The organism is Bacillus sp. AFS001701, assembly GCF_002559405.1.
Classification (GTDB): Bacteria; Bacillota; Bacilli; order Bacillales; family Bacillaceae_G; genus Gottfriedia.
The window spans coordinates 1-21,778 of the sequence record NZ_NTZO01000066.1; the positions used below are offsets into that span (position 1 = coordinate 1).

Annotated in this window: 20 protein-coding genes and 1 pseudogene; all 21 read right to left on the bottom strand. The window is 35.2% G+C overall.

What is annotated here, in order from left to right; genetic code table 11:
* Window positions 1-102: 102 nt before the first annotated feature.
* The 21 genes and pseudogenes from CN514_RS05660 to CN514_RS05755 all read right to left on the bottom strand — a co-directional run bounded on the left by CN514_RS05660 (window position 103) and on the right by CN514_RS05755 (window position 21,715).
* Window positions 103-537 carry a GNAT family N-acetyltransferase gene (locus CN514_RS05660; protein ID WP_098231760.1) on the bottom strand — a complete coding sequence of 145 codons (435 nt, stop codon included), beginning with the start codon at window positions 535-537 and terminating at the stop codon, window positions 103-105.
* Window positions 538-560: 23 nt separating this feature from the next.
* Complete coding sequence (locus CN514_RS05665) at window positions 561-2,336, bottom strand: ABC transporter ATP-binding protein (protein WP_098231761.1); 1,776 nt, start codon at window positions 2,334-2,336, stop codon at window positions 561-563.
* A complete protein-coding gene (locus CN514_RS05670; protein WP_098231762.1) occupies window positions 2,333-4,072 on the bottom strand; it encodes an ABC transporter ATP-binding protein in 1,740 nt (579 codons plus the stop codon). Before CN514_RS05670 ends, CN514_RS05665 begins: the two co-directional genes overlap by 4 nt.
* A 165-nt stretch (window positions 4,073-4,237) precedes the next feature.
* Window positions 4,238-5,356, bottom strand: a pseudogene (locus CN514_RS05675) (RNA-guided endonuclease InsQ/TnpB family protein).
* Window positions 5,357-5,860: 504 nt separating this feature from the next.
* Window positions 5,861-6,403 (bottom strand): DUF1572 family protein, encoded by a 543-nt coding sequence (locus CN514_RS05680; RefSeq protein WP_098231763.1) that lies wholly within the window; start codon window positions 6,401-6,403, stop codon window positions 5,861-5,863.
* Between the two features lie 181 nt (window positions 6,404-6,584).
* Window positions 6,585-6,725, bottom strand: a complete 141-nt coding sequence (locus CN514_RS25555) for a hypothetical protein (RefSeq protein ID WP_176525808.1) — start codon at window positions 6,723-6,725, stop codon at window positions 6,585-6,587.
* A 74-nt stretch (window positions 6,726-6,799) separates the two neighbouring features.
* Entirely contained in the window at window positions 6,800-7,438 is a 639-nt protein-coding gene (gene pyrE / locus CN514_RS05685; protein ID WP_098231764.1) for an orotate phosphoribosyltransferase, read from the bottom strand.
* Window positions 7,435-8,148 (bottom strand): orotidine-5'-phosphate decarboxylase, encoded by a 714-nt coding sequence (gene pyrF / locus CN514_RS05690; RefSeq protein WP_098231765.1) that lies wholly within the window; start codon window positions 8,146-8,148, stop codon window positions 7,435-7,437. Before pyrF ends, pyrE begins: the two co-directional genes overlap by 4 nt.
* The gene (locus CN514_RS05695; RefSeq protein ID WP_098231766.1) at window positions 8,120-9,061 is read right to left on the bottom strand and encodes a dihydroorotate dehydrogenase; all 942 of its coding nucleotides are present in this window, start codon (window positions 9,059-9,061) and stop codon (window positions 8,120-8,122) included. Before CN514_RS05695 ends, pyrF begins: the two co-directional genes overlap by 29 nt.
* Complete coding sequence (locus CN514_RS05700; RefSeq protein WP_056471012.1) at window positions 9,058-9,828, bottom strand: dihydroorotate dehydrogenase electron transfer subunit; 771 nt, start codon at window positions 9,826-9,828, stop codon at window positions 9,058-9,060. Before CN514_RS05700 ends, CN514_RS05695 begins: the two co-directional genes overlap by 4 nt.
* Window positions 9,825-13,037: a carbamoyl-phosphate synthase large subunit gene (carB, locus tag CN514_RS05705; protein WP_098231767.1), complete on the bottom strand. Its 3,213-nt coding sequence runs from the start codon at window positions 13,035-13,037 to the stop codon at window positions 9,825-9,827. Before carB ends, CN514_RS05700 begins: the two co-directional genes overlap by 4 nt.
* Entirely contained in the window at window positions 13,022-14,122 is a 1,101-nt protein-coding gene (locus tag CN514_RS05710; protein WP_098231768.1) for a carbamoyl phosphate synthase small subunit, read from the bottom strand. The genes carB and CN514_RS05710 overlap by 16 nt, the downstream gene beginning before the upstream one ends.
* Complete coding sequence (locus CN514_RS05715; protein WP_098231769.1) at window positions 14,119-15,405, bottom strand: dihydroorotase; 1,287 nt, start codon at window positions 15,403-15,405, stop codon at window positions 14,119-14,121. The genes CN514_RS05710 and CN514_RS05715 overlap by 4 nt, the downstream gene beginning before the upstream one ends.
* Complete coding sequence (locus CN514_RS05720) at window positions 15,389-16,300, bottom strand: aspartate carbamoyltransferase catalytic subunit (protein ID WP_098231770.1); 912 nt, start codon at window positions 16,298-16,300, stop codon at window positions 15,389-15,391. Before CN514_RS05720 ends, CN514_RS05715 begins: the two co-directional genes overlap by 17 nt.
* Before the next feature lie 78 nt (window positions 16,301-16,378).
* Window positions 16,379-17,677: a solute carrier family 23 protein gene (locus CN514_RS05725; protein WP_141529306.1), complete on the bottom strand. Its 1,299-nt coding sequence runs from the start codon at window positions 17,675-17,677 to the stop codon at window positions 16,379-16,381.
* A 137-nt stretch (window positions 17,678-17,814) separates the two neighbouring features.
* Complete coding sequence (pyrR, locus tag CN514_RS05730; protein ID WP_069035616.1) at window positions 17,815-18,357, bottom strand: bifunctional pyr operon transcriptional regulator/uracil phosphoribosyltransferase PyrR; 543 nt, start codon at window positions 18,355-18,357, stop codon at window positions 17,815-17,817.
* A 186-nt stretch (window positions 18,358-18,543) separates the two neighbouring features.
* A complete protein-coding gene (locus CN514_RS05735) occupies window positions 18,544-19,452 on the bottom strand; it encodes an RluA family pseudouridine synthase (RefSeq protein ID WP_098231772.1) in 909 nt (302 codons plus the stop codon).
* Window positions 19,449-19,907, bottom strand: coding sequence for a signal peptidase II (gene lspA / locus CN514_RS05740; protein ID WP_069035614.1), 459 nt, complete (start codon window positions 19,905-19,907; stop codon window positions 19,449-19,451). Before lspA ends, CN514_RS05735 begins: the two co-directional genes overlap by 4 nt.
* Before the next feature lie 71 nt (window positions 19,908-19,978).
* Window positions 19,979-20,302 carry a TraR/DksA family transcriptional regulator gene (locus CN514_RS05745; RefSeq protein WP_098231773.1) on the bottom strand — a complete coding sequence of 108 codons (324 nt, stop codon included), beginning with the start codon at window positions 20,300-20,302 and terminating at the stop codon, window positions 19,979-19,981.
* Between the two features lie 251 nt (window positions 20,303-20,553).
* Window positions 20,554-21,234 carry a CAP domain-containing protein gene (locus tag CN514_RS05750; RefSeq protein WP_098231774.1) on the bottom strand — a complete coding sequence of 227 codons (681 nt, stop codon included), beginning with the start codon at window positions 21,232-21,234 and terminating at the stop codon, window positions 20,554-20,556.
* 115 nt (window positions 21,235-21,349) lie between these two features.
* The gene (locus tag CN514_RS05755; RefSeq protein ID WP_098231775.1) at window positions 21,350-21,715 is read right to left on the bottom strand and encodes a hypothetical protein; all 366 of its coding nucleotides are present in this window, start codon (window positions 21,713-21,715) and stop codon (window positions 21,350-21,352) included.
* Between the last annotated feature and the right edge of the window lie 63 nt (window positions 21,716-21,778).

Sequence of the window (21,778 nt, forward strand, 5' to 3'; positions counted from 1 at the left end):
TGGAAATCAACATCACTCTACTCCTTTTACGAAAATTTGGTAATTTAATTGACAAGGTTGTTTTTCAACAGCGTGAACCCTAAATTATTAGGGTTTTTATGTTCATCCAAGATCTTTACTAAAAGAATAAGATAGCTTTTTATACTCCATTTTATGCTCATAAAAACGGTGCGCATTTATTCTTTGGACACCGGATTGTAGTGTTACTAATTGACATCCATTTCTACTACCAAACTCAGAAATAAAATCAAGTAATTTCTTACCGTATCCATTTGAGCGTTTACTTTCATCCGTCACTAAATCGTAAACAAATACATGTCTACCGTTATAGAAATTTGTTAATATACTAATTCCAGCGACTGCAACCGTCACACCTTGATCTTCTAACCCAAATAATTGATAGCCCTGTTTTTGCATTTCTTCATACAAACTAAAAAATGATTCTTCATTTAAATGGGTACGAAGTTGTTTTAATACTTCAAAGCCTTTTCTTAACTCTTCTTTTGTTTCGTAAAGTTTTACTGAAATATTAGTCATTCTAACACTCCTTATTAATCTTTTTACGATACACTAATGACATTTTCACCAGTTTCAGCTTCTCTTTTAAATAATCTTGAATAAACACCATCTTTTTCTAATAAAGAATGATGCGTACCTTCTTCGACTACTTTCCCATTTTCGAGTACAACGATTCGGTCCGCTGTTAATACGGTAGATAATCGATGTGAAATTACGATGACAGATTGTTTTGATTTTCGCTGTTGAATCGCTTCATTTATTTGTAATTCTGTAATCGGATCTAAAGCCGAACTTGCTTCATCTAAAATAAGAATCGGAGAGTTTTTAACTAAAGCTCTTGCTAATGATAATCTTTGTTTTTGACCACCAGATAATAGAGCCCCTCGTTCACCGATTGATGATTCTAGACCGTCTGGTAATGAATTTAAATAGTCTGATAACCCACTATCTTTTAGAGCCTGAATCATTTCATCATCTGTCACCGATTCATTTCCTATACGAATGTTATCAGCTAAACTACCATTTCTTAGTTGTACATCTTGCGAAACAAACGAGATCGCATCTCTGATCCACTTTGCATTTGCTTTTTCAATTGGTAAACCATCTACTTCAATAGTTCCATTATTTAACGGATAGAAACCTAATAACAAATCTACAATTGTTGATTTTCCAGCACCACTTGGTCCTACTACGGCCACTGCTTCCCCTGGTTTCACATGAAATGACAATCCATTTAACACAAATTCTTCCTTCGTTGGATAGGCAAATTTAACATCTTTAAATTCAATTAACCCATTAACAGAATTTAATTTTTCACCTTCTTGTACTTCAAATTCTGAAACTTCTTCAGCTAACAATTTTTCAGAACGATCTAATGCTGGACCAGTTCTACGTACTGATAGCCAGTTTCTTAGCATTCTTTGAATTTCGTTAGCCGCAATGGTCACAAGCCCACCTGCCGTATACATTTGTCCAGTTGTGATTTGATTATTTGAAATTAGTAAAACACTTATAAAATAGACAGCAGCTAAAGCAAAACCATTATAGCTGCCAATTACGACAATTGATTGCATTCTTGCTTTTAATTCGATAATCGATTCCTTAATAAATGATTTACGGATATCGGCGACACTTTGAATCTCATAATCCGTTGCACCAAGAATTCTCGAAAGTTGGATCCCTGTTACTGATTCTCGTAATCTTTCTAAATAACGTGACGCTTCATTTCTAGCTTTAGCCGAAGCAATTCTAGTACGAGCTCCGACTTTATTAGAAGTCCAGTAAAATAAAACACCTAAAACTACACTCGTAATCATTAAATAAGGATTAATCCAAAGTAAGACAATACTATATATAAATACTCCTTGCACAGAAGCCATAAAAGTAGAGCCTTCCCATGCTAAAAAGTTATGCAAAGTATCTGGGTCATCAGAAACTCTTGCTAATAATTCACCAGATTTAGATTGATGAAAATATGAATAAGGTAAAATTTGCAAGTGCTTAAATAAGCGTAGCTTTTGCCAGTTTGTAACAGATTTAGCAATATGATGACAAAAATACTCATCAATGACCATTAAAATTAAATCTAGAATTGCAGCAATAACAAGCAACCACATTAATCCCCATAGTAATGCATTGTCATGATTTGGAATTATATGATCAATTAACCAACCCGTTCCTAGAGTTGGTATTAATGCTGCACAAACTTGACTTAAAGCAATTACAAATGAATCTGCAAATACCCATTTTTTATGAGGTTTGAGAAAGTTTATGACTCTTTTTCCATCGCCTATTTTTTTAGTATTTTTCTGCATCATACAGCACTCTCCTTTTCTAGTTCACTGTATTGTGCCATATATAATTGATAGTACTGACCTTTTAATGATAATAATTCTTCATGTGTTCCTTGTTCGGCAATACTTCCTTTATCTAATAATAAAATACAATCAGCATCCTTTACTGTTACAAGTCGATGTGCAATCGTAATTGTTGTACGACCTGGGATTAACTTTTCAAGCGATGATTGTACCTTTTCCTCTGTTTCTCCATCTAATGATGATGTAGCCTCATCGAAAATTAATACTGGAGGATGACGTAAAATTGCTCTTGCAAGAGCTACTCGTTGTCTTTGACCACCAGATAATTTTAGCCCTCTCTCACCAACAATCGTTTCAAAACCTTCCTGTAGTGACTCAACTAAATCAGATAGGTCCGCTGCCTCAACAGCAAGCCCAAGTTCTTCATTAGTTGCATTAGGTTTGGCATACAGTAAATTTTGCTTTAATGTACTATTTAAAAGGAAAGTCTCCTGAGAAACGACTCCAATATTTTGGCGTAATGATTGATAATCATGTGTTGATAAATCTTTACGATCAACAAAAATCGAACCTGAAGAAGGCTGATATAATCCTAATAATAACTGAATTAAAGTACTTTTTCCTCCACCGCTGGAACCAACAATCCCAATATGTTGACCAGCTTTCATTGAGAACGAAACATCTTTTAATACCTCTTCAGTTGAATTTGGATACGTAAAACGAACATTTTTAACTTCTATATCCCCTTTCACTTCTCCAAATTTCGGTAAATCATCAGGCTGTTCTGCAGGCAAATCAAAATACTCATAAATTCTTTGAAGTGCTGGAATTGCTTGTTGAATTGTTAACGCATTTTCAGCTAAAGAGCGAACTGGCATAAACATAGTTGGGATAAATCCTAAAACGGCGATTAATGTACCAATTGTAATTTCATGCTGCCAAATCGAATATCCACCAATCAAAATAATGACCCCTGGCGCACCATTATTAATCACATTTCCTAAACGCCAATTAACCTTCCCAATTAAAGCCAAGCGAATAGCAAATCTTTTCCAAACAGACAATTTATCTTCTAATTTTTTATTTTCTATATCCTGCGTTTGAAACGTTCGCACTAAACGAACTGACTCAATACTTTCTTGAGTATGATTATACAAATCAGCACTCATATCACGAGCTATAGCTCCCATTTTTCTTACTTTTTTACCAATCATAAAAGAAGGAACTAAATAAATTGCAAATACAATGAGCATGACCGCTGCTGCAGGCCAATATAAAGGAAACACCGCTATAAATGCTGCAATAGCCGCAATTACTTGTTGAATAAAACGTGGAACAACTGTATTATTCAAGTTTTGAACAGACTCTACATCATGCGTTAACCTATATAACATATCCCCTCTTGGTGTTGTTGAAAAAAACGTCATCGGTGCTTTTTGAAGCTTTGTAAATGCACGTAACTGCATATCTGTAATTACATCTAGACCAATTTTTACTTGAATAAATTCTTGTAATGATTCAAAACCGACCTTAAATAAGAATGAAAGCATAATCCCTAAAATTAAATAAAAGATTATTTTTGAATCAGGACCACCTACAATCTCATCGACCAACTTACCAGTCAAAATCGGCGGAATAATCGCAAATGCGCCAGCAATTAATGAACATGCAAAAGCAATTAGAAATACTTTCCAATATGGTTTAAAATGATTAACTGTTTCGATTAAAATTTTCATCTATTGCCATCCGTTGCCAAAACCTTATAAAAATCTATAAGAAATTGTTTATTTCCCTGTTCAATGTATCTGATTTTGCCGAAGCTACTTTCGTTTGATATAACACTCCGAGGGCGTAAATTCGGAAACAACGACTCCTACATATTAGCAATAACATTTGATGTGTTAGTTTGTTAATTGATAGCGTGCTAGATTTATAGCAGCATTTAAATCCCGATCTACTTCAAAGCCACACGTAAATTGAAATACTCTTTCGGAAATCTTTAGGTTTTTTTTTATATTGCCACACTCTGAACACTTTTTAGAAGAGGGATACCATAAATCAGCTTCCACAAATTCGATTCCATACTTTAAGCATTTATATTTAATTTGCTTCTTGAATTCATTTAAACACTGTTTGGCTATTGCTTTAGATAAGTGTTTATTCTTCATCATATCTTTAATATTTAAGGTTTCCATCAAAATACGATATGGTTTGGTTTTCACTATATCGCTTGTCGCCTGATGAAGATGATTCTTTCTGATATTTGATATTCTTCTATGTAGAAGTCGTATTTTTCTCTCGATTTTTAAAATGTTGCTCGTTTTGACAAAACGGTTTCCCTCCTTATTCATCTCATATTTACGAGAAACCCGACGTTGCAACCTACGTAACCGTTTCTCGATTTTCTTTATATAACTTGTTTTATTAATATTCTTCTTTCTTGTTCCATCTGAACAAACAGCTAATTCCTTTACACCGACATCAATTCCTAATGAAACATCGGATAGTTCAATTTGTAGGATTTCTTGTTCAATTCCAACTGCTAAATACCAATACTTCCCGTCAAAATGGATACGAGGATTCAAGTACTTTTTACTCATTGGTATTTGTTCGGATGTTTTAATCCATCCTACTTTTTCTATTAATACTCGTTGCTCTTTTACGACCAATTTAAGAGCGTCATTATAAAAAGATGCTCTGGACTTTCTCTTACTCTTATATTTTGGTTTCGATGATAACCCAGAAAAGAACTTTTTATAGGCAATACAAAGATCTTTAATTGCTTGTTTTGTAATATTATTTGATACTTCGTATAACCACTTAAAATCTTCAGTTTATTTTAAAACAGTTAACTCTTTCCTTATGACTCTATCGTTTTTAAATTTCCCCTCTTTTTTATAATTTTCTTCTTGCTTTTCTAGTGCCCAATTATATGCTCATCTGACTGTACCAACAGATTTCCAAAGTTGTTCTTCCTGTACTTTATTTGGTAATAATCTTACTTTCTTGGCAAGAATCATTTTTGAAAGATGAGTACGACCAACAGGTACTTGGCAGGTATTAGATTTGTATATGTTCGGCGGCTAATCCTATCTTCTTATCAAATGCTGTAAATAAAGATATATCCAAAATATTACCTCTCATTTATTGAAACACGCCACCGAATAGGTATGGATAAACAAATGTAACATTTTTGTATATTTTTATAAGTTTGAGAAAACGAATACACAACCCCTAACCTGTAACATTTTACATTATTTTCTAACTATTTTCACTATTAAAATTTTTACCAGGATTAAAGTAATGTTATTTATAAATGGATCTGGTGAGATATGTTTGTATTCTTATGTTGTTTAAAACGTTTCTCTCCGAAGTACTTTCCTATCCTCTTCCTTATTCCTTTTAAATGGTCTCAAATACATTTTAATCTTTCAATTAATCTATTTCTTCATAAAATTGATTGAACATTCGTACACTATTAGTCTTTAGGTTATAAAAAAAATCTACAACTTAAGTCGTAGATTTTAAGATTTTTTATTTATTACATTTAATTTGTTTTCTAAGAATTCTTGAGATTTTCCTTTTGGTATACTCAAACTCTTAAATTCCTCATTTTTTATTAACTTAGCAATATAAACGATTTGACCAATATGATTACCGTAATGACTAATTTGTCTATGTATGGCTTGTAAAACAGTATGATCTTCACCACGAATTTTAATTGTTTTTAATACATCATCTTCTTGAAGACTCTCTAAAGTGTTAAAAACAACATTCCATCCTTTATTCCAATCAGCTAATAACTCATCCTTTGATTGGTAAATCCCCTCAAATTCAACGTCACGATTTCGCCATGGTTTTTCACCATCCGTCGTGAGAAAATCCGTCCATCTAGAAATCATATTACCACTTAAATGCTTTACAATTATGGAAATACTATTTGATTCACTAGATGGCTGTATGTGTAACTCCTCATAATTTAGCTGATCCATTGAACGATCTCCAAGATTTTTTATCCCTTTGAATTCCTTTAAACTATTCGAAAGAAATTGTTTTGCGATTGACATACTTGGCCCTCCAATATTAAAGTTTCTTTCAATCAATTTTATGAATAGTTTAAAAACTTATTAATTATTTATCAAATAATATGTTTGGGAGTATGGTGTGAAAGTCGACTAATTTTGTTAGATTATTGAGTGAAAGTTTTTCATTTTGATTGCTGTTCTCTATTTTTAATAGCACTTCTGTCTATTTTATTTGCACTTCACTTTTTTTATTTGCACTTCTTTCTATTTTAATTGTAGTTTCGACGATTTTATTTGCACTTTCAGCCAATTTATTTGCAGTCCACTTTTCATTTGCACTCCAGAACGATTTATTTGCAGTCATCTTTTTTTATTTGCAGGAACTCACCCCACAAAAAAAAAGATGACTCCAAAAAGTCATCTTCCCTACTCTAAGTATTAAACTTCAACAGTCATCCAACTAGCATCTTGTGGATTTTTTCTCCATGCTGTTAGTTTTGCTACATGTTCTGCTTCGATTGAGCCTTGTTCTTTTGCTACTTCAACTAGTGTGTCATAGTCAGTAAGAGAATAGTAAGTTACGTCGTTTGTATCGAACTTCTCTACTGCCGCTGGTAGATTGTATGTGAAGATTGAGACTACTCCTAGTACTTCGCAGCCCGCTTCGCGTAAAGCTTCAACGCATGTGATTACGCTGCCACCAGTTGAGATTAGATCTTCTACTACTACTACTTTTTGTCCAGTTTTAATTGGACCTTCGATTTGGTTTCCTTTGCCGTGGCCTTTTGCAGAGCTACGTACATAGACCATTGGTAATTCCATTAAATCACTTGTCCATGCTGCGTGTGGAATTCCTGCAGTTGCAGTTCCAGCGATTACATCTACGTTACCAAATTTAGTTTGGATTAGTTCTACTAAGCCTTTTGCAATGTTTTTACGAATTTCTGGATAGCCAAGAGTTAGGCGATTATCACAATAGATTGGAGATTTGATTCCTGATGCCCAAGTAAATGGAGTTTCAGGTTGAAGGCTTACTGCCCCAATGCTTAATAAGTTTGCTGCGATATTCTTTTTCATATTGTTACGCCCTCCCATTGTGCAATTACTTCTTCATATGCTTCTACTGGATTTTCGCTTTTTGTAATACTGCGTCCTACTACAATATAGCTGCTTCCAAATTGTCTAGCTTTCTCTGGAGTTGTTACACGTACTTGATCATCTACACTATTATCTGCTAGGCGAATACCAGGTGTTACAGTAAGGAAGTTCTCACCTTTAACTGCTGCTTGAACTAACTCTACATCAAGTGGAGAGCAAACTACACCGTCAAGACCGCTTTCTTCTGTAATAGCAGCATATAGTTTAATCGAATCCTGTAAAGAAGAAATTCCTTGTTCATGGATTACTTGTTCTTCTGAAGTGCTTGTAAGTTGAGTTACTGCAATTAGTAATGGTCGTTTTTTTCCAGCAGGAGTTCCTTCTACTAGACCTTCTAATGCTGCCTTCATCATTTTCGTTCCACCAGCTGCATGAACATTAACCATGTCTACTTCTAGAGATGCGATATTTTTCATTGCATGTTTTACTGTATTTGGAATATCATGAAGTTTCAAATCTAGGAAGATTTGATGTCCTAATTCTTTTAATTCCTTTATGATCGCTGGACCCTCTTTGTAAAAAAGCTCCATCCCTACCTTTACATATAGAGACTTTTGAAATTTTTTTACAAAATTCATTACTTCATCTTTTGATGAAAAATCAAGCGCGATGACCACTTGTGATGACATGTTGTTTCCAGCTCCTTCCAATACATTCTTCAATTGACTGATAACCATATTTTTGTAGCACTTCAGGTAGTTCATCTATGATTGTTGGACAAACAAATGGATCAACAAAGTTTGCTGTACCTACACCGATAGCACTTGCTCCTGCTAGGAAAAACTCTAGTGCGTCTTCTGCATTCATAACCCCGCCCATTCCGATGATTGGGATGTTTACTACTTGGCTCACATCATGAATCATTCGAATCGCTACTGGTTTTATTGCAGGACCTGATAATCCACCAGTTTTATTAGCTAGAATTGGTTTACCAGTTCTTAAATCTAATCTCATCCCTAGTAACGTATTGATCATTGTTAAACCGTCTGCTCCTGCATTTTCAATTGCTTTTGCTATTTCAACAATATTCGTTACATTCGGAGATAATTTTACGTATAGCGGAACTTCGCTTACTTCTTTAACTTTCTTAGTTACTTCAGCCGCTGTTGCAGCATCCGTTCCAAATGCAATCCCACCACATTTTACGTTTGGACAAGAAATGTTTAATTCTAGTGCTTTTACATTACTTACTTTAGAAATTTCTTTTGCGACTGTTACATAGTCTTCAATAGTTGATCCAGCAATATTTGCAACGATTGGTACATCAAAATTTGATAACCATTTTAATTCACCGTCAATTACTTTTTCTAAACCAGGATTTTGAAGTCCTATCGCATTTAACATCCCCGCTTGAGTTTCAGCTACACGAGGTGTTTCATTTCCGTATCGTGTTTCAACTGTTGTTGCTTTTATCATAATAGCTCCAAGAATACTTAGATCGTAAAGATTTGCAAACTCTCTACCAAATCCGAAGCAACCAGAAGCTGGCATAATAGGATTTTTTAAATCTAAGCCAGGAAGTTTTGTTTGTAATGAAATCATAGTACTACCTCCTCAGCTTGGAATACTGGTCCATCGCTACAAATTTTACGATAAGACCCGTCTTCAGTATGACATACACATGCGAAACAAGCTCCGATTCCACAGCCCATTCGTTCTTCAAGTGAAATATATCCATCCTTCATACCTTTATACTGCTGTTGTAAAGCTTTTAACATTACAGTTGGACCACATGCAAAGTATTGATCAAATTGAAGCTCTTTTTCACGAATTACATCTGTTACGAATCCTTTCGTACCCAGAGTTCCATCTACCGTTGCCATAAAGGTTGGTCCTAATTCCGAAAATTCTTTTTCATAAAAAGCTACATTACTTGATGCAAATCCTAACACATGAATTACATTTACACCACGAGCTTTAAATTGTTTCGAAAGTTCATACATCGGAGGTACTCCAATTCCACCACCAACTAGTAGTGCTGTATCTCCTTCTGAAAGAGTTTCAACATCATAACCTTGACCTAGAGGACCTAATACATCAACTTGTTGTCCAACGCTTGCTTCTTTTAAAAGCTTCGTTCCTTCACCTTCTGCGCGGAATATCATCGTGAACTCACTTTTCTCTTTGTCGATCGAACATATACTGATTGGTCTTCTTAATAGTGGCGTTAGTCCACCAGTCACTTTTATATGGACGAACTGCCCAGGAGAGTGCATCTCCTGAACTAGTTCACCTTTTAATGTCATTTCGACAATTTGATGGGCAATTTCTCTGTTTGAGACAATTGTCATGAGTTCTTTTTTTATCATACTAATACGCCAGCCTTCATTTCTTTGTTTGGTAGTGCAGAAGTTGAGAATGTTAAGCTTTCAATTACTGATAATATTGCAGTTGCTGTATCTAGTGACGTTAAGCAAACTACTCCGTTTTCAACTGATTCACGACGAATTCTGAATCCATCACGAGCCGGTTTTTTACCTTTTGTTAATGTATTGATAACAAACTGTGCATCTCCACGCTTGATCATATCTAGCATATTGTCTTCATGTTCGTTAATTTTGTTTACCGCTTTTACTGGTACACCGTGGTTTTCTAAATGATTTTTAGTTCCTTCTGTACCGAATACTGTAAATCCAATTTCATGGAAGCGTTTTGCGATATTTACTACTTCTTCTTTATCTTTATCAGCTACTGTAATGATTACTGAACCGTGTGTTGGGATTTGCATTCCCGCAGCAATTAGTGCTTTGTATAATGCTTTTTGAAGACTTACATCTTTACCCATAACTTCTCCAGTTGATTTCATTTCAGGGCCTAATGTTATATCTACTGAGCGTAATTTAGCGAATGAGAACACTGGTGCTTTTACATATACTTCATTTCCTTCTGGGTGGTATCCTGTTGAATATCCGAATGAAGCTAATGTTTGACCTAAGATAACTTTTGTTGCGATATTCGCCATTGGTACATTTGTAATTTTACTTAAGAATGGAACTGTACGACTTGATCTTGGGTTTACTTCTAGTACAAATACTTCATCTTTATCTGTTACAACAAACTGGATGTTAAGTAATCCTTTAATATTTAAGCCTTTTGCAAGTTTAATTGTATAGTCGATTAATTTTTCCTTCGCAGCTTGTGATACATTTTGTGTAGGATATACTGCGATTGAATCTCCTGAGTGAACGCCAGCACGTTCGATATGCTCCATTATTCCAGGGATGTATACATCGATTCCATCAGAGATTGCATCTACTTCAATTTCTTTACCAGTTAAGTAGCGGTCGACTAATACTGGATGTTTTGGATTGATTTTAACTGCATTTTGCATGTAGTGAAGAATTTCTTCACGGTGGTATACAATCTCCATTGCACGTCCACCAAGTACATATGATGGTCTTACTAATACTGGATAACCAATTTCATCAGCGATATTAGCTGCTTCTTCAGGTGTCATTGCTGTTTTACCTAGAGGTTGTGGTACTCCTAATTGTTGAAGTGCTTCTTCAAACTTGTCTCTGTCTTCAGCACGATCTAAATCCTCAAGTGAAGTTCCAAGAATTTTCACACCACGTTCTACTAATTTACCTGCAAGGTTAATTGCTGTTTGACCACCGAATTGAACTACTACTCCCATCGGTTTTTCTAAATCGATAATGTGCATAACGTCTTCAATTGTTAATGGCTCGAAATATAGTTTGTCTGAGATACTGAAGTCAGTTGAAACTGTTTCTGGGTTGTTGTTTATAATGATTGCTTCGTATCCAGCTTCTTTAATTGCTCTTACACAGTGTACTGTTGCATAGTCAAACTCGATCCCTTGACCGATTCGGATTGGACCAGAGCCAAGAACTACTACACTCTTCTTATCCGTTACAATTGATTCATTTTCGATTTCGTATGTTCCGTAGAAGTATGGAGTTGTAGATTCAAACTCAGCCGAACATGTATCAACCATTTTATATACTGGAATGATTTGGTTTTGTTTTCTAAATTCGTATACTTCTTTATTTGTAGCATTCCATTGTGATGCGATGTAATCATCACTGAAGCCCATTTTCTTAGCTTTTAAAAGTACATCTAGTTCAAAATGGTTTTCTTTAATTTGTTTTTCCATTTTAATGATGTTTTCAATTTTGTGTAGGAAGAAGAAATCAATTTTTGTAATGTCGTGAATTTCTTCTAACGTCATACCTGTTCTCATTGCTTCAGCAACAATGTAAAGTCTTTCATCGTCAGCTTTTGCCATGCGAGTAATCATTTCGTCTTTAGTCAGTTCTTTTACTGCATTAAGCTCGATGTGACTGATTCCTAATTCTAGAGAGCGTACTGCTTTTAATAATGACTCTTCAAGCGTTCTACCGATTGCCATTACTTCTCCAGTTGCTTTCATTTGAGTTCCTAACTGACGGTTTGCAGTTTCAAACTTATCAAATGGCCAGCGTGGAATTTTTGATACGATATAGTCTAATGCTGGCTCGAAGCAAGCATATGTTTTCTTTGTAACTGGGTTAATCATTTCATCCAATGTTAAGCCTACTGCGATTTTTGCCGCTAATTTTGCAATCGGATAGCCTGTTGCTTTTGAAGCTAACGCACTTGAACGTGATACACGTGGATTTACTTCGATTACATAGTATTGGAAGCTATCTGGATCTAGTGCAAGTTGTACGTTACATCCACCTTCAATTCCTAAGGCACGAATGATTTTTAATGATACATTTCGTAGCATTTGATATTCGCGATCGCTTAACGTTTGAGAAGGAGCGATTACGATTGAATCTCCTGTATGAACTCCAACTGGATCGATGTTTTCCATGTTACATACTACAATCGCATGGTCATTTGCATCACGCATTACTTCATACTCGATTTCTTTAAAACCAGCAATACTTTTCTCTAATAAACATTGTGTTACTGGGCTATTTTTTAATCCGCTTGCTACGATTTCTTTTAAATCTTCTTCATTATTACAAATTCCTCCGCCTGTTCCTCCAAGAGTAAAGGCAGGTCTTACGATAACTGGGTAGCCAATTTCTTCTACGAAGTCATATGCTTCTTCTAAAGTATGAATGATTTCACTTTCTGGTACTGGCTCGCTTAAGTCGTTCATTAATGTTCTGAATAGGTCTCGATCTTCTGCGCGGTTAATCGCTTCTAAGGTTGTTCCTAAAATTTTTACTCCACACTCTTTTAATACGCCAGATTTATCTAATTCTACCGCTAGGTTAAGTCCTGTTTGACCACCTAATGTTGGTAAAAGTGCATCTGGACGTTCTTTACGAATAATGCGACTAACGAAATCTACTGTTAGTGGTTCGATGTATACTTTATCAGCTGTTTGTACATCCGTCATAATTGTTGCAGGGTTTGAGTTTACAAGAATTACTTTGTATCCTTCTTCTTTCAATGCCTGACAAGCCTGTGTTCCAGCATAGTCAAATTCTGCTGCTTGACCGATTACGATTGGTCCTGATCCGATTACTAAGATTGTTTCAATGTCTACGCGTTTTGGCATTGTAAGTTCCCCTCTCTTTTCTGTGCTTCCATCATGCTCATAAATTCATCAAATAAATAGTTTGCATCTTCTGGCCCAGGTGATGCTTCTGGGTGGTATTGTACTGTGAATGCTGGGTAAATCTTATGTTTAAGTCCTTCAACAGTTCCATCATTTAGTGCAACATGTGTTACTTCTAAATCAGTTCCTTCAATTGAATCCATTTCTACAGCATAACCGTGGTTTTGTGAAGTGATTGCTACTTTTCCTGTTTCTAAGTGTTTAACTGGATGGTTTGCACCACGGTGACCGAATTTAAGTTTTGAAGTATTTCCACCATTTGCTAGAGCAAATAATTGGTGCCCTAAGCAAATTCCGAATAATGGTACTTTGCCTACTACTTCATTAATCATTTCGATTGCTACTTGAACATCCTTTGGATCTCCAGGTCCATTACTTAACATAATTCCATCTGGAGCAAGTAAGAAAATTTCTTTTGCTGAAATATTATATGGTACGACTGTAACGTCACATTTACGGTTTGTTAATTCTCTTAATATACCGTGTTTCATACCGAAATCTACTAATACTACTCTGTGTCCTCTACCTGGACTTCTATAAGGTTTTTGAGTTGAAACTCGTTCAACATGGTTTGTGAATAATGGTGTATTTGTTAGTTCTGCAACTACTTCATCAACATTTGCTTCCATGCTACAGAATTTACCTTTCATCGTCCCAACTTCACGAAGCTTTTTCACTAACATACGAGTATCGATTCCTGCTAAACCTGGAATTCCTTTATCTTTGCAATATTGATCCAAGCTCATTTTGTTTCGGAAATTTGATGGATGTTCAGCATATTCTTTTACAATTAAGCCATGTACTGCTGGTACGATGCTTTCAAAATCCTCTAAGTTGATACCATAGTTCCCTACTAAAGGGAAAGTGAATGTTACGATTTGTCCACAGTAAGATGGGTCAGTTAATACCTCTTGATATCCTGTCATACCTGTTGTAAATACGATTTCTCCTGTTGTTTCAACTTCGCTACCAAATCCTTCTCCTACAAAAACTGTTCCGTCTTCTAATATTAATTGACGCATCATACTGTTAGTTCCTCTCTTTCATATACTAATTTGCCATTTACCATTGTCATTACTGGCCAACCTTTACAGTTCCAACCATTAAATGGAGTGTTTTTACCTTTTGAAAGGAATGTTGTTGAATCGATTTCCTCTTCTAAATCTAAGTCGATTACAGTTAGGTCTGCTACCGCTCCAACTTCAATTTTCCCTCTGTTTAAGTTAAAAACTTCAGCAGGTTTAGTTGTTAAAAAGTTTATTACTTGTTGTAAAGTCATTTTACCTGTTTCAACAAAATGAGTGTTTAATAATGGAAAAGCAGTTTCTAACCCTACAATTCCAAACGGTGCTAATTGCATTCCCTGAGCTTTTTCCTCTTCTGTGTGAGGTGCGTGATCTGTTGCAATCATGTCGATTGTTCCATCAAGTAATCCTTCGATTAATGCTTCTCGATCGACAGCACTTCTTAATGGAGGATTCATTTTGAAATTTGTATCTAAGCCTGGGATATCATCTTCACAAAGAATTAAATGGTGTGGCGAAACCTCAGCTGTTACATTAATTCCAGCACGTTTTGCATCGCGTACAACTCTTACTGATTCTTTTGTACTGATATGGCAAACATGATAGTGACAACCTGTAGCTTCAGCTAATAGTACATCTCGAGCAATTTGAACACTTTCACAAATTGAAGGAATTCCATTTAAACCATTTTCTTTTGAAAATTTACCTTCGTGGACACAACCTTTTTGAATCAGGGTGTTTTCTTCACAGTGTGCAACGATTGATACATTTAGTTCAGCTGCTTTTTGCATTGCTTTGTACATCATTTCGGCAGATTGAACTCCTACACCATCATCTGTGAATGCAAAAGCTCCATTTTCTTTTAAGACTTCAAAGTCTGTTTGCTCTTCACCAGCTTGTCGGATCGTAATTGATGCATATGGTAATACGTTTACGACTGCTGTTTCTTCTATTTTTTTGTTTAGTGCGCTTAGGTGCTCGATTGTATCTGGTACTGGTCGAGTATTTGGCATTGCAGCAATTGTTGTAAATCCTCCTCTTGCCGCTGCCTTCGTACCTGTTTCGATTGTCTCTTTATGTTCACCGCCCGGCTCACGAAGATGTACATGAACATCTATTAAACCTGGTGAAAGCAGTTTGCCGTCTAATTCAATTTGCTTTGCTTCTTCATCAATGATTATTGCAGCGATTACTGAGATTTTTCCATTAACTACTAATACATCTCGATTTAGAAGTTCACCATTTTCTTGTAAGATGACACCGTTTTTAAACAAGTACTTCATTTTTCATCTCTCCCCATACTGTTGGTAAGGCTCTTTTTAACACAGCCATTCGTACAAATACTCCGTTTTCCATTTGCTTGAAGATTCTTGATTGCTTGCATTCAACTAATTCACTTGCAATTTCAACATCTCGATTAAATGGTGCTGGATGCATAATAATGCTTGTTGATTTCATTTTTGCTGCTCTTTCAACTGTTAGGCCATGCTTTTGTAAGTAATTTTCCATTATGTGATTTGTCTCTTCGTCGTGTCTTTCATGCTGAACTCTTAATAGCATCATGACATCAACTTCTTCGACCAATTCATCTAAATTTTTATATGTTCCATAAGTATTTTTATCATCTTTCCATTCATCAGGACTTGCGAAGTATACTTCTGCACCTAATCTAGTTAGCGCTTCTGCATTAGAGCGTGCAACTCTTGAGTGTCTTAAATCTCCAACAATTGCTACTTTTAATCCTTCAAAGCTTCCAAATTCTTGTTTGATCGTTAGTAAGTCAAGTAGGCATTGTGTTGGGTGATTTCCACATCCATCGCCGGCATTCAGGATTGGCATTCCTGCATCTTTTATTTCTTGAAAATACTCGTCTTGTGTATGACGGATTACGACTGCTTCAACTCCAATTGCTTGAAGGGTTTTAACTGTGTCATATAAAGTTTCACCTTTTTGAATGCTTGAGCTTTCAACAGCAAGGTTTATAACTTCAAGTCCAAGTTTCTTTTGAGCTACCTCAAAGCTAAAGCGAGTTCTCGTACTATTTTCAAAAAACAAATTTGCAACAAATGTCTGACGTTTCAGGCTACTTATTTCTCCATTTGCAAAGCTTTGTGCTTCGTTAAGCAAATCTTGAATTTCTTCGATTGTTAAATCAGACATGGTTAATAAATGATTCATCCGTCATCCCCCTAAATGAATTTCATCTTTTTATTATTGGAGTCTTATCAATTTAAGAATGCCCCATTTAATTGTCAATTATGAAGCTATGCTCTCGTCCTTATTTTCAATTGTACGATCGCCACCAATGTTTTCTGGTAGGACTAAATTTAGTACAACTCCGATTAGAGCTGATAAAGCCATTCCTTCTAATGCGAATTGTTTACCAATGTGTATTGCTGCTCCACCAATTCCTAGTACTAGAATGACTGAAGCGATAACTAAGTTACGTTGTTTAGCAAAATCAGTCTTGTTTTCTACTAGTACTCGTAATCCGCTTGAAGCGATGATTCCGAATAGTAGGATTGAGATACCACCCATTACAGGTGTCGGGATTGAGCTAATCACCGCTGAGATTTTTCCGATGAATCCAAATGACATGGCCAAGATTGCAGCACCAATGAATACGTATACGCTGTAAGCTCTTGTGATTGCTAGAACACCGATGTTTTCACCGTATGTTGTTGTTGTAGGTCCTCCAATTAAGCCTGCTATCATCGTTGAAACTGCATCTCCAAATAATGATTTATCTAAACCAGGATCTTTAATTAAGTCTTTGCCTACGACACTTCCTAGTACAACTTGGTGTCCAATATGTTCAGAGATTGTCACGATTGCAACTGGTACAAAGATAATTAGTAGCTGGAAAGTGACATGTGGTGTGTAGTGAACAAATGGGACTGTGAAATCAGGAACTGCTATCCAATCTGCTTTTTTAATTTCCATAAAATTCACTACTCCAAAGAAGATTGAAGTAATGTATCCACCGATAATTCCTACTAAAATTGGTATGACTGATAAGAAACCTCTTGTGAATAATGCCGTTATAATTGTGATTGCTAGCGTTATTAATGCGATTGCGATTGATGTTGAACTGTATTTGCCGTCTGCTCCATTCATTGCCATTCCAACCGCTACTGTTGATAAGCTTAATCCGATTACGATAATTACCGGTCCTACTACGATTGGTGGTAATACTCTGAATAACCATTTCACGCCTACTTTGTTAATGATTAGTGCGATTACTGCATAAATAATACCTGTGATGAAAACTCCTACGAACGCTGCACCAGGTTCTAAATTTGTTTTCGCGTAGATCATCGGAGCGATAAAGGCGAATGATGATCCAAGGTAAGATGGTACTTTACCTCTTGTAATTAGTACGAACACAATTGTTCCAATCCCACTTGATATTAGTGCGATTGAAGGATTTATTCCGATTAAGATTGGAGCTAATACTGTCGATCCAAACATTGCGAATAAATGTTGTAAACTTAGGAAAATCCATTGACCTATATTCGGTTTTTCATTTATCTCTAGGACAGGTTTTTGTTTTATCATGTTTTTTCCTCCAATTTTCCCAATAAAAAAACTCTTTGTGATTGTACACAAAGAGTCCAAGTGCGTTGCTTCAATAAGGCAGCAACTAACTAGACCCTTTGTTAGCCTCTCTGGACCAAATTTAAAAGGGACTTCTATTTTTCAAATATGCTTACTTTATCGTGGTCATCTGTTTCCTTTAATGCTACGACTACTTTTTCATTACTCGAAGTTGGAATATTTTTTCCAACATAGTCTGCTCTTACTGGAAGCTCACGATGTCCTCGATCGACTAAAACTGCTAATTGTATTTGTGCCGGTCTACCTAGATCCATCACAGCGTCCATTGCGGCACGAACTGTTCTACCTGTGTAAAGCACATCGTCAACTAAAATTACTTTTTTGTTTGTTAGGTCAACAGGAACATTTGAACCCTTCACTAATGGTTCTTTGTTTTCTGTCTTTGTCGATAAATCATCTCGATAAAGAGTAATATCTAAATCGCCCATGATTACTTCTTTACCCTCAATCTGTTTAATTCTTTCTGCAATACGTTTTGCCAGATAAACACCTCTGGTTTTAATGCCAACCAAAACAACATTTTCAATACCTTTGTTATTTTCTAGCATTTCATGTGCAATTCTTGTTAAACCACGTCTGATCGCTAGTTCGTCTAAGATGATTGCTTTTTCAGTCATTTACCTTACCTCCTACTTTTATAGTGTAGAAGCAAAAAACCCTCTTGCCCGATGGACAAGAGGGTAGCGCAAAAGGATACAATTATCCTTTTTCATTTTTCCGCTTCCTTCTCAACCTCACGGGGTTGTGTTAAAGGTTCATTCAACTGTCCTCATTATGACCTATGTTTCAATCATTGTCAACAGTTATCTGCGTAATTGTTCAATAATATTTTCTAGTACTTCTGGAATAGGTGATGAAAACTCTAAATACTCATTTGTTCTTGGATGATTAAATCCTAAAACAGCTGCATGTAGTGCTTGACCATCTATATCTAATGTTTTACGTGGTCCGTACTTAGGATCACCAGCTAACGGGTATCCTATGTATTTCATATGAACACGAATTTGGTGAGTACGGCCTGTTTCAAGCTGACATTCAACTAAAGTAAACTCATCAAATCGCTCTAATACTCTAAAATGAGTCACAGCTTCTTTACTATTCTCTTCGGTAACCGTCATACTTTGACGATCATTTTTATCTCGCCCGATTGGCGCATCGATAGTACCTTCCTCATGCGGAATTACACCATGTACAATCGCAATATACTTACGTACTGAGGTTTTTTGACGTAATTGCTCTGCAAGCTTCTCATGAGCTACATCATTTTTTGCAACCATTAATAAACCTGAAGTATCCTTATCGATTCGATGTACAATACCAGGTCTTAATACACCATTAATACCTGATAAATCTTTACAATGATACATTAAAGCGTTCACTAAAGTACCCGTTTCATGACCTAATGCAGGGTGAACTACCATTCCACGTGGTTTATTTACGACAATAACATCCGCATCTTCATAATAAACATCCAGTGGAATATTCTCAAGCTTAACTTCTAATGGCTTTGGATCAGGTACTGAAACTGATATTTCATCGCCCTGTTTTACTTTATAATTACGTTTAATTTTTTCACCGTTCACTAATACAAAATCTTCTTTTAACCATGTTTGTACCTGAGACCTTGACCACTCATCATTTTGAGTTGCAATAAACGTATCGATTCTTTCTAAATGTTGATCCTCTTGAACTGTAAAAGCAAAAACTGTCATTTCTTAACTCCTCTTTTATCTTCCAATAAAGTAATAATAAATAATAAAATAACGCCCACACAAAGTGCTGAGTCTGCGATATTAAATACCGGGAAATCATAATTAAAAATATAAACATGAATAAAATCAACTACTTCTTTACGGAAGAATCGATCAATAAAATTACCTATCGCACCACCTAAAACTAATCCTAAAGATAAACCTAGGAAACGATCACCTTTTGCGTGCTTTTGGATAAAATAAATGACTGCTACCACAAAGACTAAAGTAATTAAATAAAAGAAGCCCATTTTTCCTTGGAGCATACCCCAAGCCGCTCCTTGATTGCGATGTGATGTTATGTAAAAAATATTTTTAATAATCTCAATATTTTCTCCTAAATACATCTTCTTTAAAACTGCAAGTTTTGTCAGTTGATCAATTAAAATGACAATTACCGCAATAATATATGCCACATTTATCCCCTACCTTATTAGATATCTCATCAAATTTTAGCATAGGGGAAAGGTTTATACAATGAATAGTATTAGTAATGATTTCTTACAAAACTAAAATCCTCTAACGTTCGACCTGTTGGAAGCACTTTTAATTTTTCAATTGGAATAGCTTGCCCAGTTACTTCACAATAACCGAATAATCCATGGTCAATTTTTTGCAAGGCAATCTCAATATCATATAAATCATTTTGCATGTCTTCAACGAGGATATGATGTTTATTTGTCTCCTCGAAAATCGAATGATGCTGCTCAATATCAGTAGAACTTATTGGTTCAGAAAATAAACGATGTAGCAATTCATTTTTAATTAGTTCGAGTTCTTGTTTAATATAGAAAATTTCATTGCTCTTCATCTTCTTCACTCCCAATTTTTTTATGTAAAAATACTTTTCCCTCAAACTGAAGTCGATAATAGGTGAAACTTTTTCCTTTAAAGGAAATGGCTAAAGATATTTCCATTCATAATTGTGATATAAAGTAATAATTACTCTTTAATATAGATTTTTTTAAAACAGAAAAAGAAAACCCGCTTAGGCTCCATGTCCTTTTGCGGGTTTTCCTTATATCTTTCAAAAAATTTCAATTAATGATTTGAGTACTATTATTAGTCTGTAAATTGTTGCGTCCAATAAGTTCCTACCTTACCTACTCCAAGTTGTTTAAAGTTAGGGCTCATGATGTTCGCTCTATGGCCTGGTGAATTCATCCAATCAGTCATTACTTCATTTGCACTTGTTTGACCATGTGCGATGTTTTCACCTTTATAACCACCATTAAAGCTTAATGTTGAATGATACATATTGTTAGCATTACTCATTGTTTGTGACCATGCTTGAGCTGTTCCATTTAAATAGCTAGATAGTGTTAATGGCTTTAATCCACCTTTACCACGCTCGATATTTACTAAGTCTAAAATTTGTTGTTGAATCGAGGCATTTGAGCTAGCTGGTGTAGATGGTGTTGCTGGTGTAGTCGGATTAGATGGTGTTGTTGTCGTAATTGTCGGTGGTACATATTTTACGTATTTTTTAAGAATATATCTTGTTTTACCTTTATAGCTAACTTTTACAAATGAACTGTTGTAACCTGAGTAGTTAATTTTTTGATTTTTAGCTAGATATCCAACAGTTTTAGCCTTATTGCTTGCTCTGACTTTTACAGCTACTTTAGTAGCAGTTACTGCACCTGAAGTTGCTCCAGCATATGATCCTAATCCTAAAACCATTGGCGCTGCGATCGCAATTCCTAAAACTGTTCGAGTTACTTTTTTGATGTTTTTATTCAAATTGTATTCCCCCAATGTTTGTTTTTAGTTGTTGTTATCGCTTACAAGAACAATCTTACATCAAAACATACATACATACAATAAAAAAATAAAAAAAGGAAGATTTTACTAACGATCATCCTTTTTCATCTTCGAATTCTTTTCTATATTCTTCTTTAAGAATTTCTCTTACATCATCTCTTTTAATAAAATCTTTTACAAATTCCCTAATTCCTTGTTTTCGCATTTCCTCAAGCATTTCATTTCTAATTCCTTCTATATGAACAGACTGATCAATTTCTTTTTTTAGAATTCCTTTAATATCTGGTTCTTTTATTCCTAAAAGGTAATATGAGCGCTTGATACTTTGTTGTATACTTGAACGACTTTTCTGCTCTAAGTCAGCAATTTCTTGATAGCTGTATCCCTTTTCTCTTAATTCCACTCGCTTCTTCATTAAATCAGTTAATTTATTCCAATTTGGATTATTTTCATAATTCATTATGTATTAACCTCTTATATCTTATTTTTAGTACTGTATACATAACATACACCAATACATACT

Coding starts and splice junctions, on each gene's coding strand:
- CN514_RS05735 (WP_098231772.1), bottom strand. CDS start 19,452: ATGACAGTTTTTGCTTTTACAGTTCAAGAGGATCAACATTTAGAAAGA.
- CN514_RS05700 (WP_056471012.1), bottom strand. CDS start 9,828: ATGATAAAAAAAGAACTCATGACAATTGTCTCAAACAGAGAAATTGCC.
- pyrE (WP_098231764.1), bottom strand. CDS start 7,438: ATGAAAAAGAATATCGCAGCAAACTTATTAAGCATTGGGGCAGTAAGC.
- CN514_RS05710 (WP_098231768.1), bottom strand. CDS start 14,122: ATGATGCGTCAATTAATATTAGAAGACGGAACAGTTTTTGTAGGAGAA.
- pyrF (WP_098231765.1), bottom strand. CDS start 8,148: ATGTCATCACAAGTGGTCATCGCGCTTGATTTTTCATCAAAAGATGAA.
- CN514_RS05665 (WP_098231761.1), bottom strand. CDS start 2,336: ATGATGCAGAAAAATACTAAAAAAATAGGCGATGGAAAAAGAGTCATA.
- CN514_RS05660 (WP_098231760.1), bottom strand. CDS start 537: ATGACTAATATTTCAGTAAAACTTTACGAAACAAAAGAAGAGTTAAGA.
- carB (WP_098231767.1), bottom strand. CDS start 13,037: ATGCCAAAACGCGTAGACATTGAAACAATCTTAGTAATCGGATCAGGA.
- CN514_RS05755 (WP_098231775.1), bottom strand. CDS start 21,715: ATGAATTATGAAAATAATCCAAATTGGAATAAATTAACTGATTTAATG.
- CN514_RS05720 (WP_098231770.1), bottom strand. CDS start 16,300: ATGAATCATTTATTAACCATGTCTGATTTAACAATCGAAGAAATTCAA.
- CN514_RS05745 (WP_098231773.1), bottom strand. CDS start 20,302: ATGAAGAGCAATGAAATTTTCTATATTAAACAAGAACTCGAACTAATT.
- pyrR (WP_069035616.1), bottom strand. CDS start 18,357: ATGACTGAAAAAGCAATCATCTTAGACGAACTAGCGATCAGACGTGGT.
- CN514_RS25555 (WP_176525808.1), bottom strand. CDS start 6,725: ATGACTGCAAATAAATCGTTCTGGAGTGCAAATGAAAAGTGGACTGCA.
- CN514_RS05680 (WP_098231763.1), bottom strand. CDS start 6,403: ATGTCAATCGCAAAACAATTTCTTTCGAATAGTTTAAAGGAATTCAAA.
- CN514_RS05695 (WP_098231766.1), bottom strand. CDS start 9,061: ATGATTTCATTACAAACAAAACTTCCTGGCTTAGATTTAAAAAATCCT.
- CN514_RS05715 (WP_098231769.1), bottom strand. CDS start 15,405: ATGAAGTACTTGTTTAAAAACGGTGTCATCTTACAAGAAAATGGTGAA.
- CN514_RS05670 (WP_098231762.1), bottom strand. CDS start 4,072: ATGAAAATTTTAATCGAAACAGTTAATCATTTTAAACCATATTGGAAA.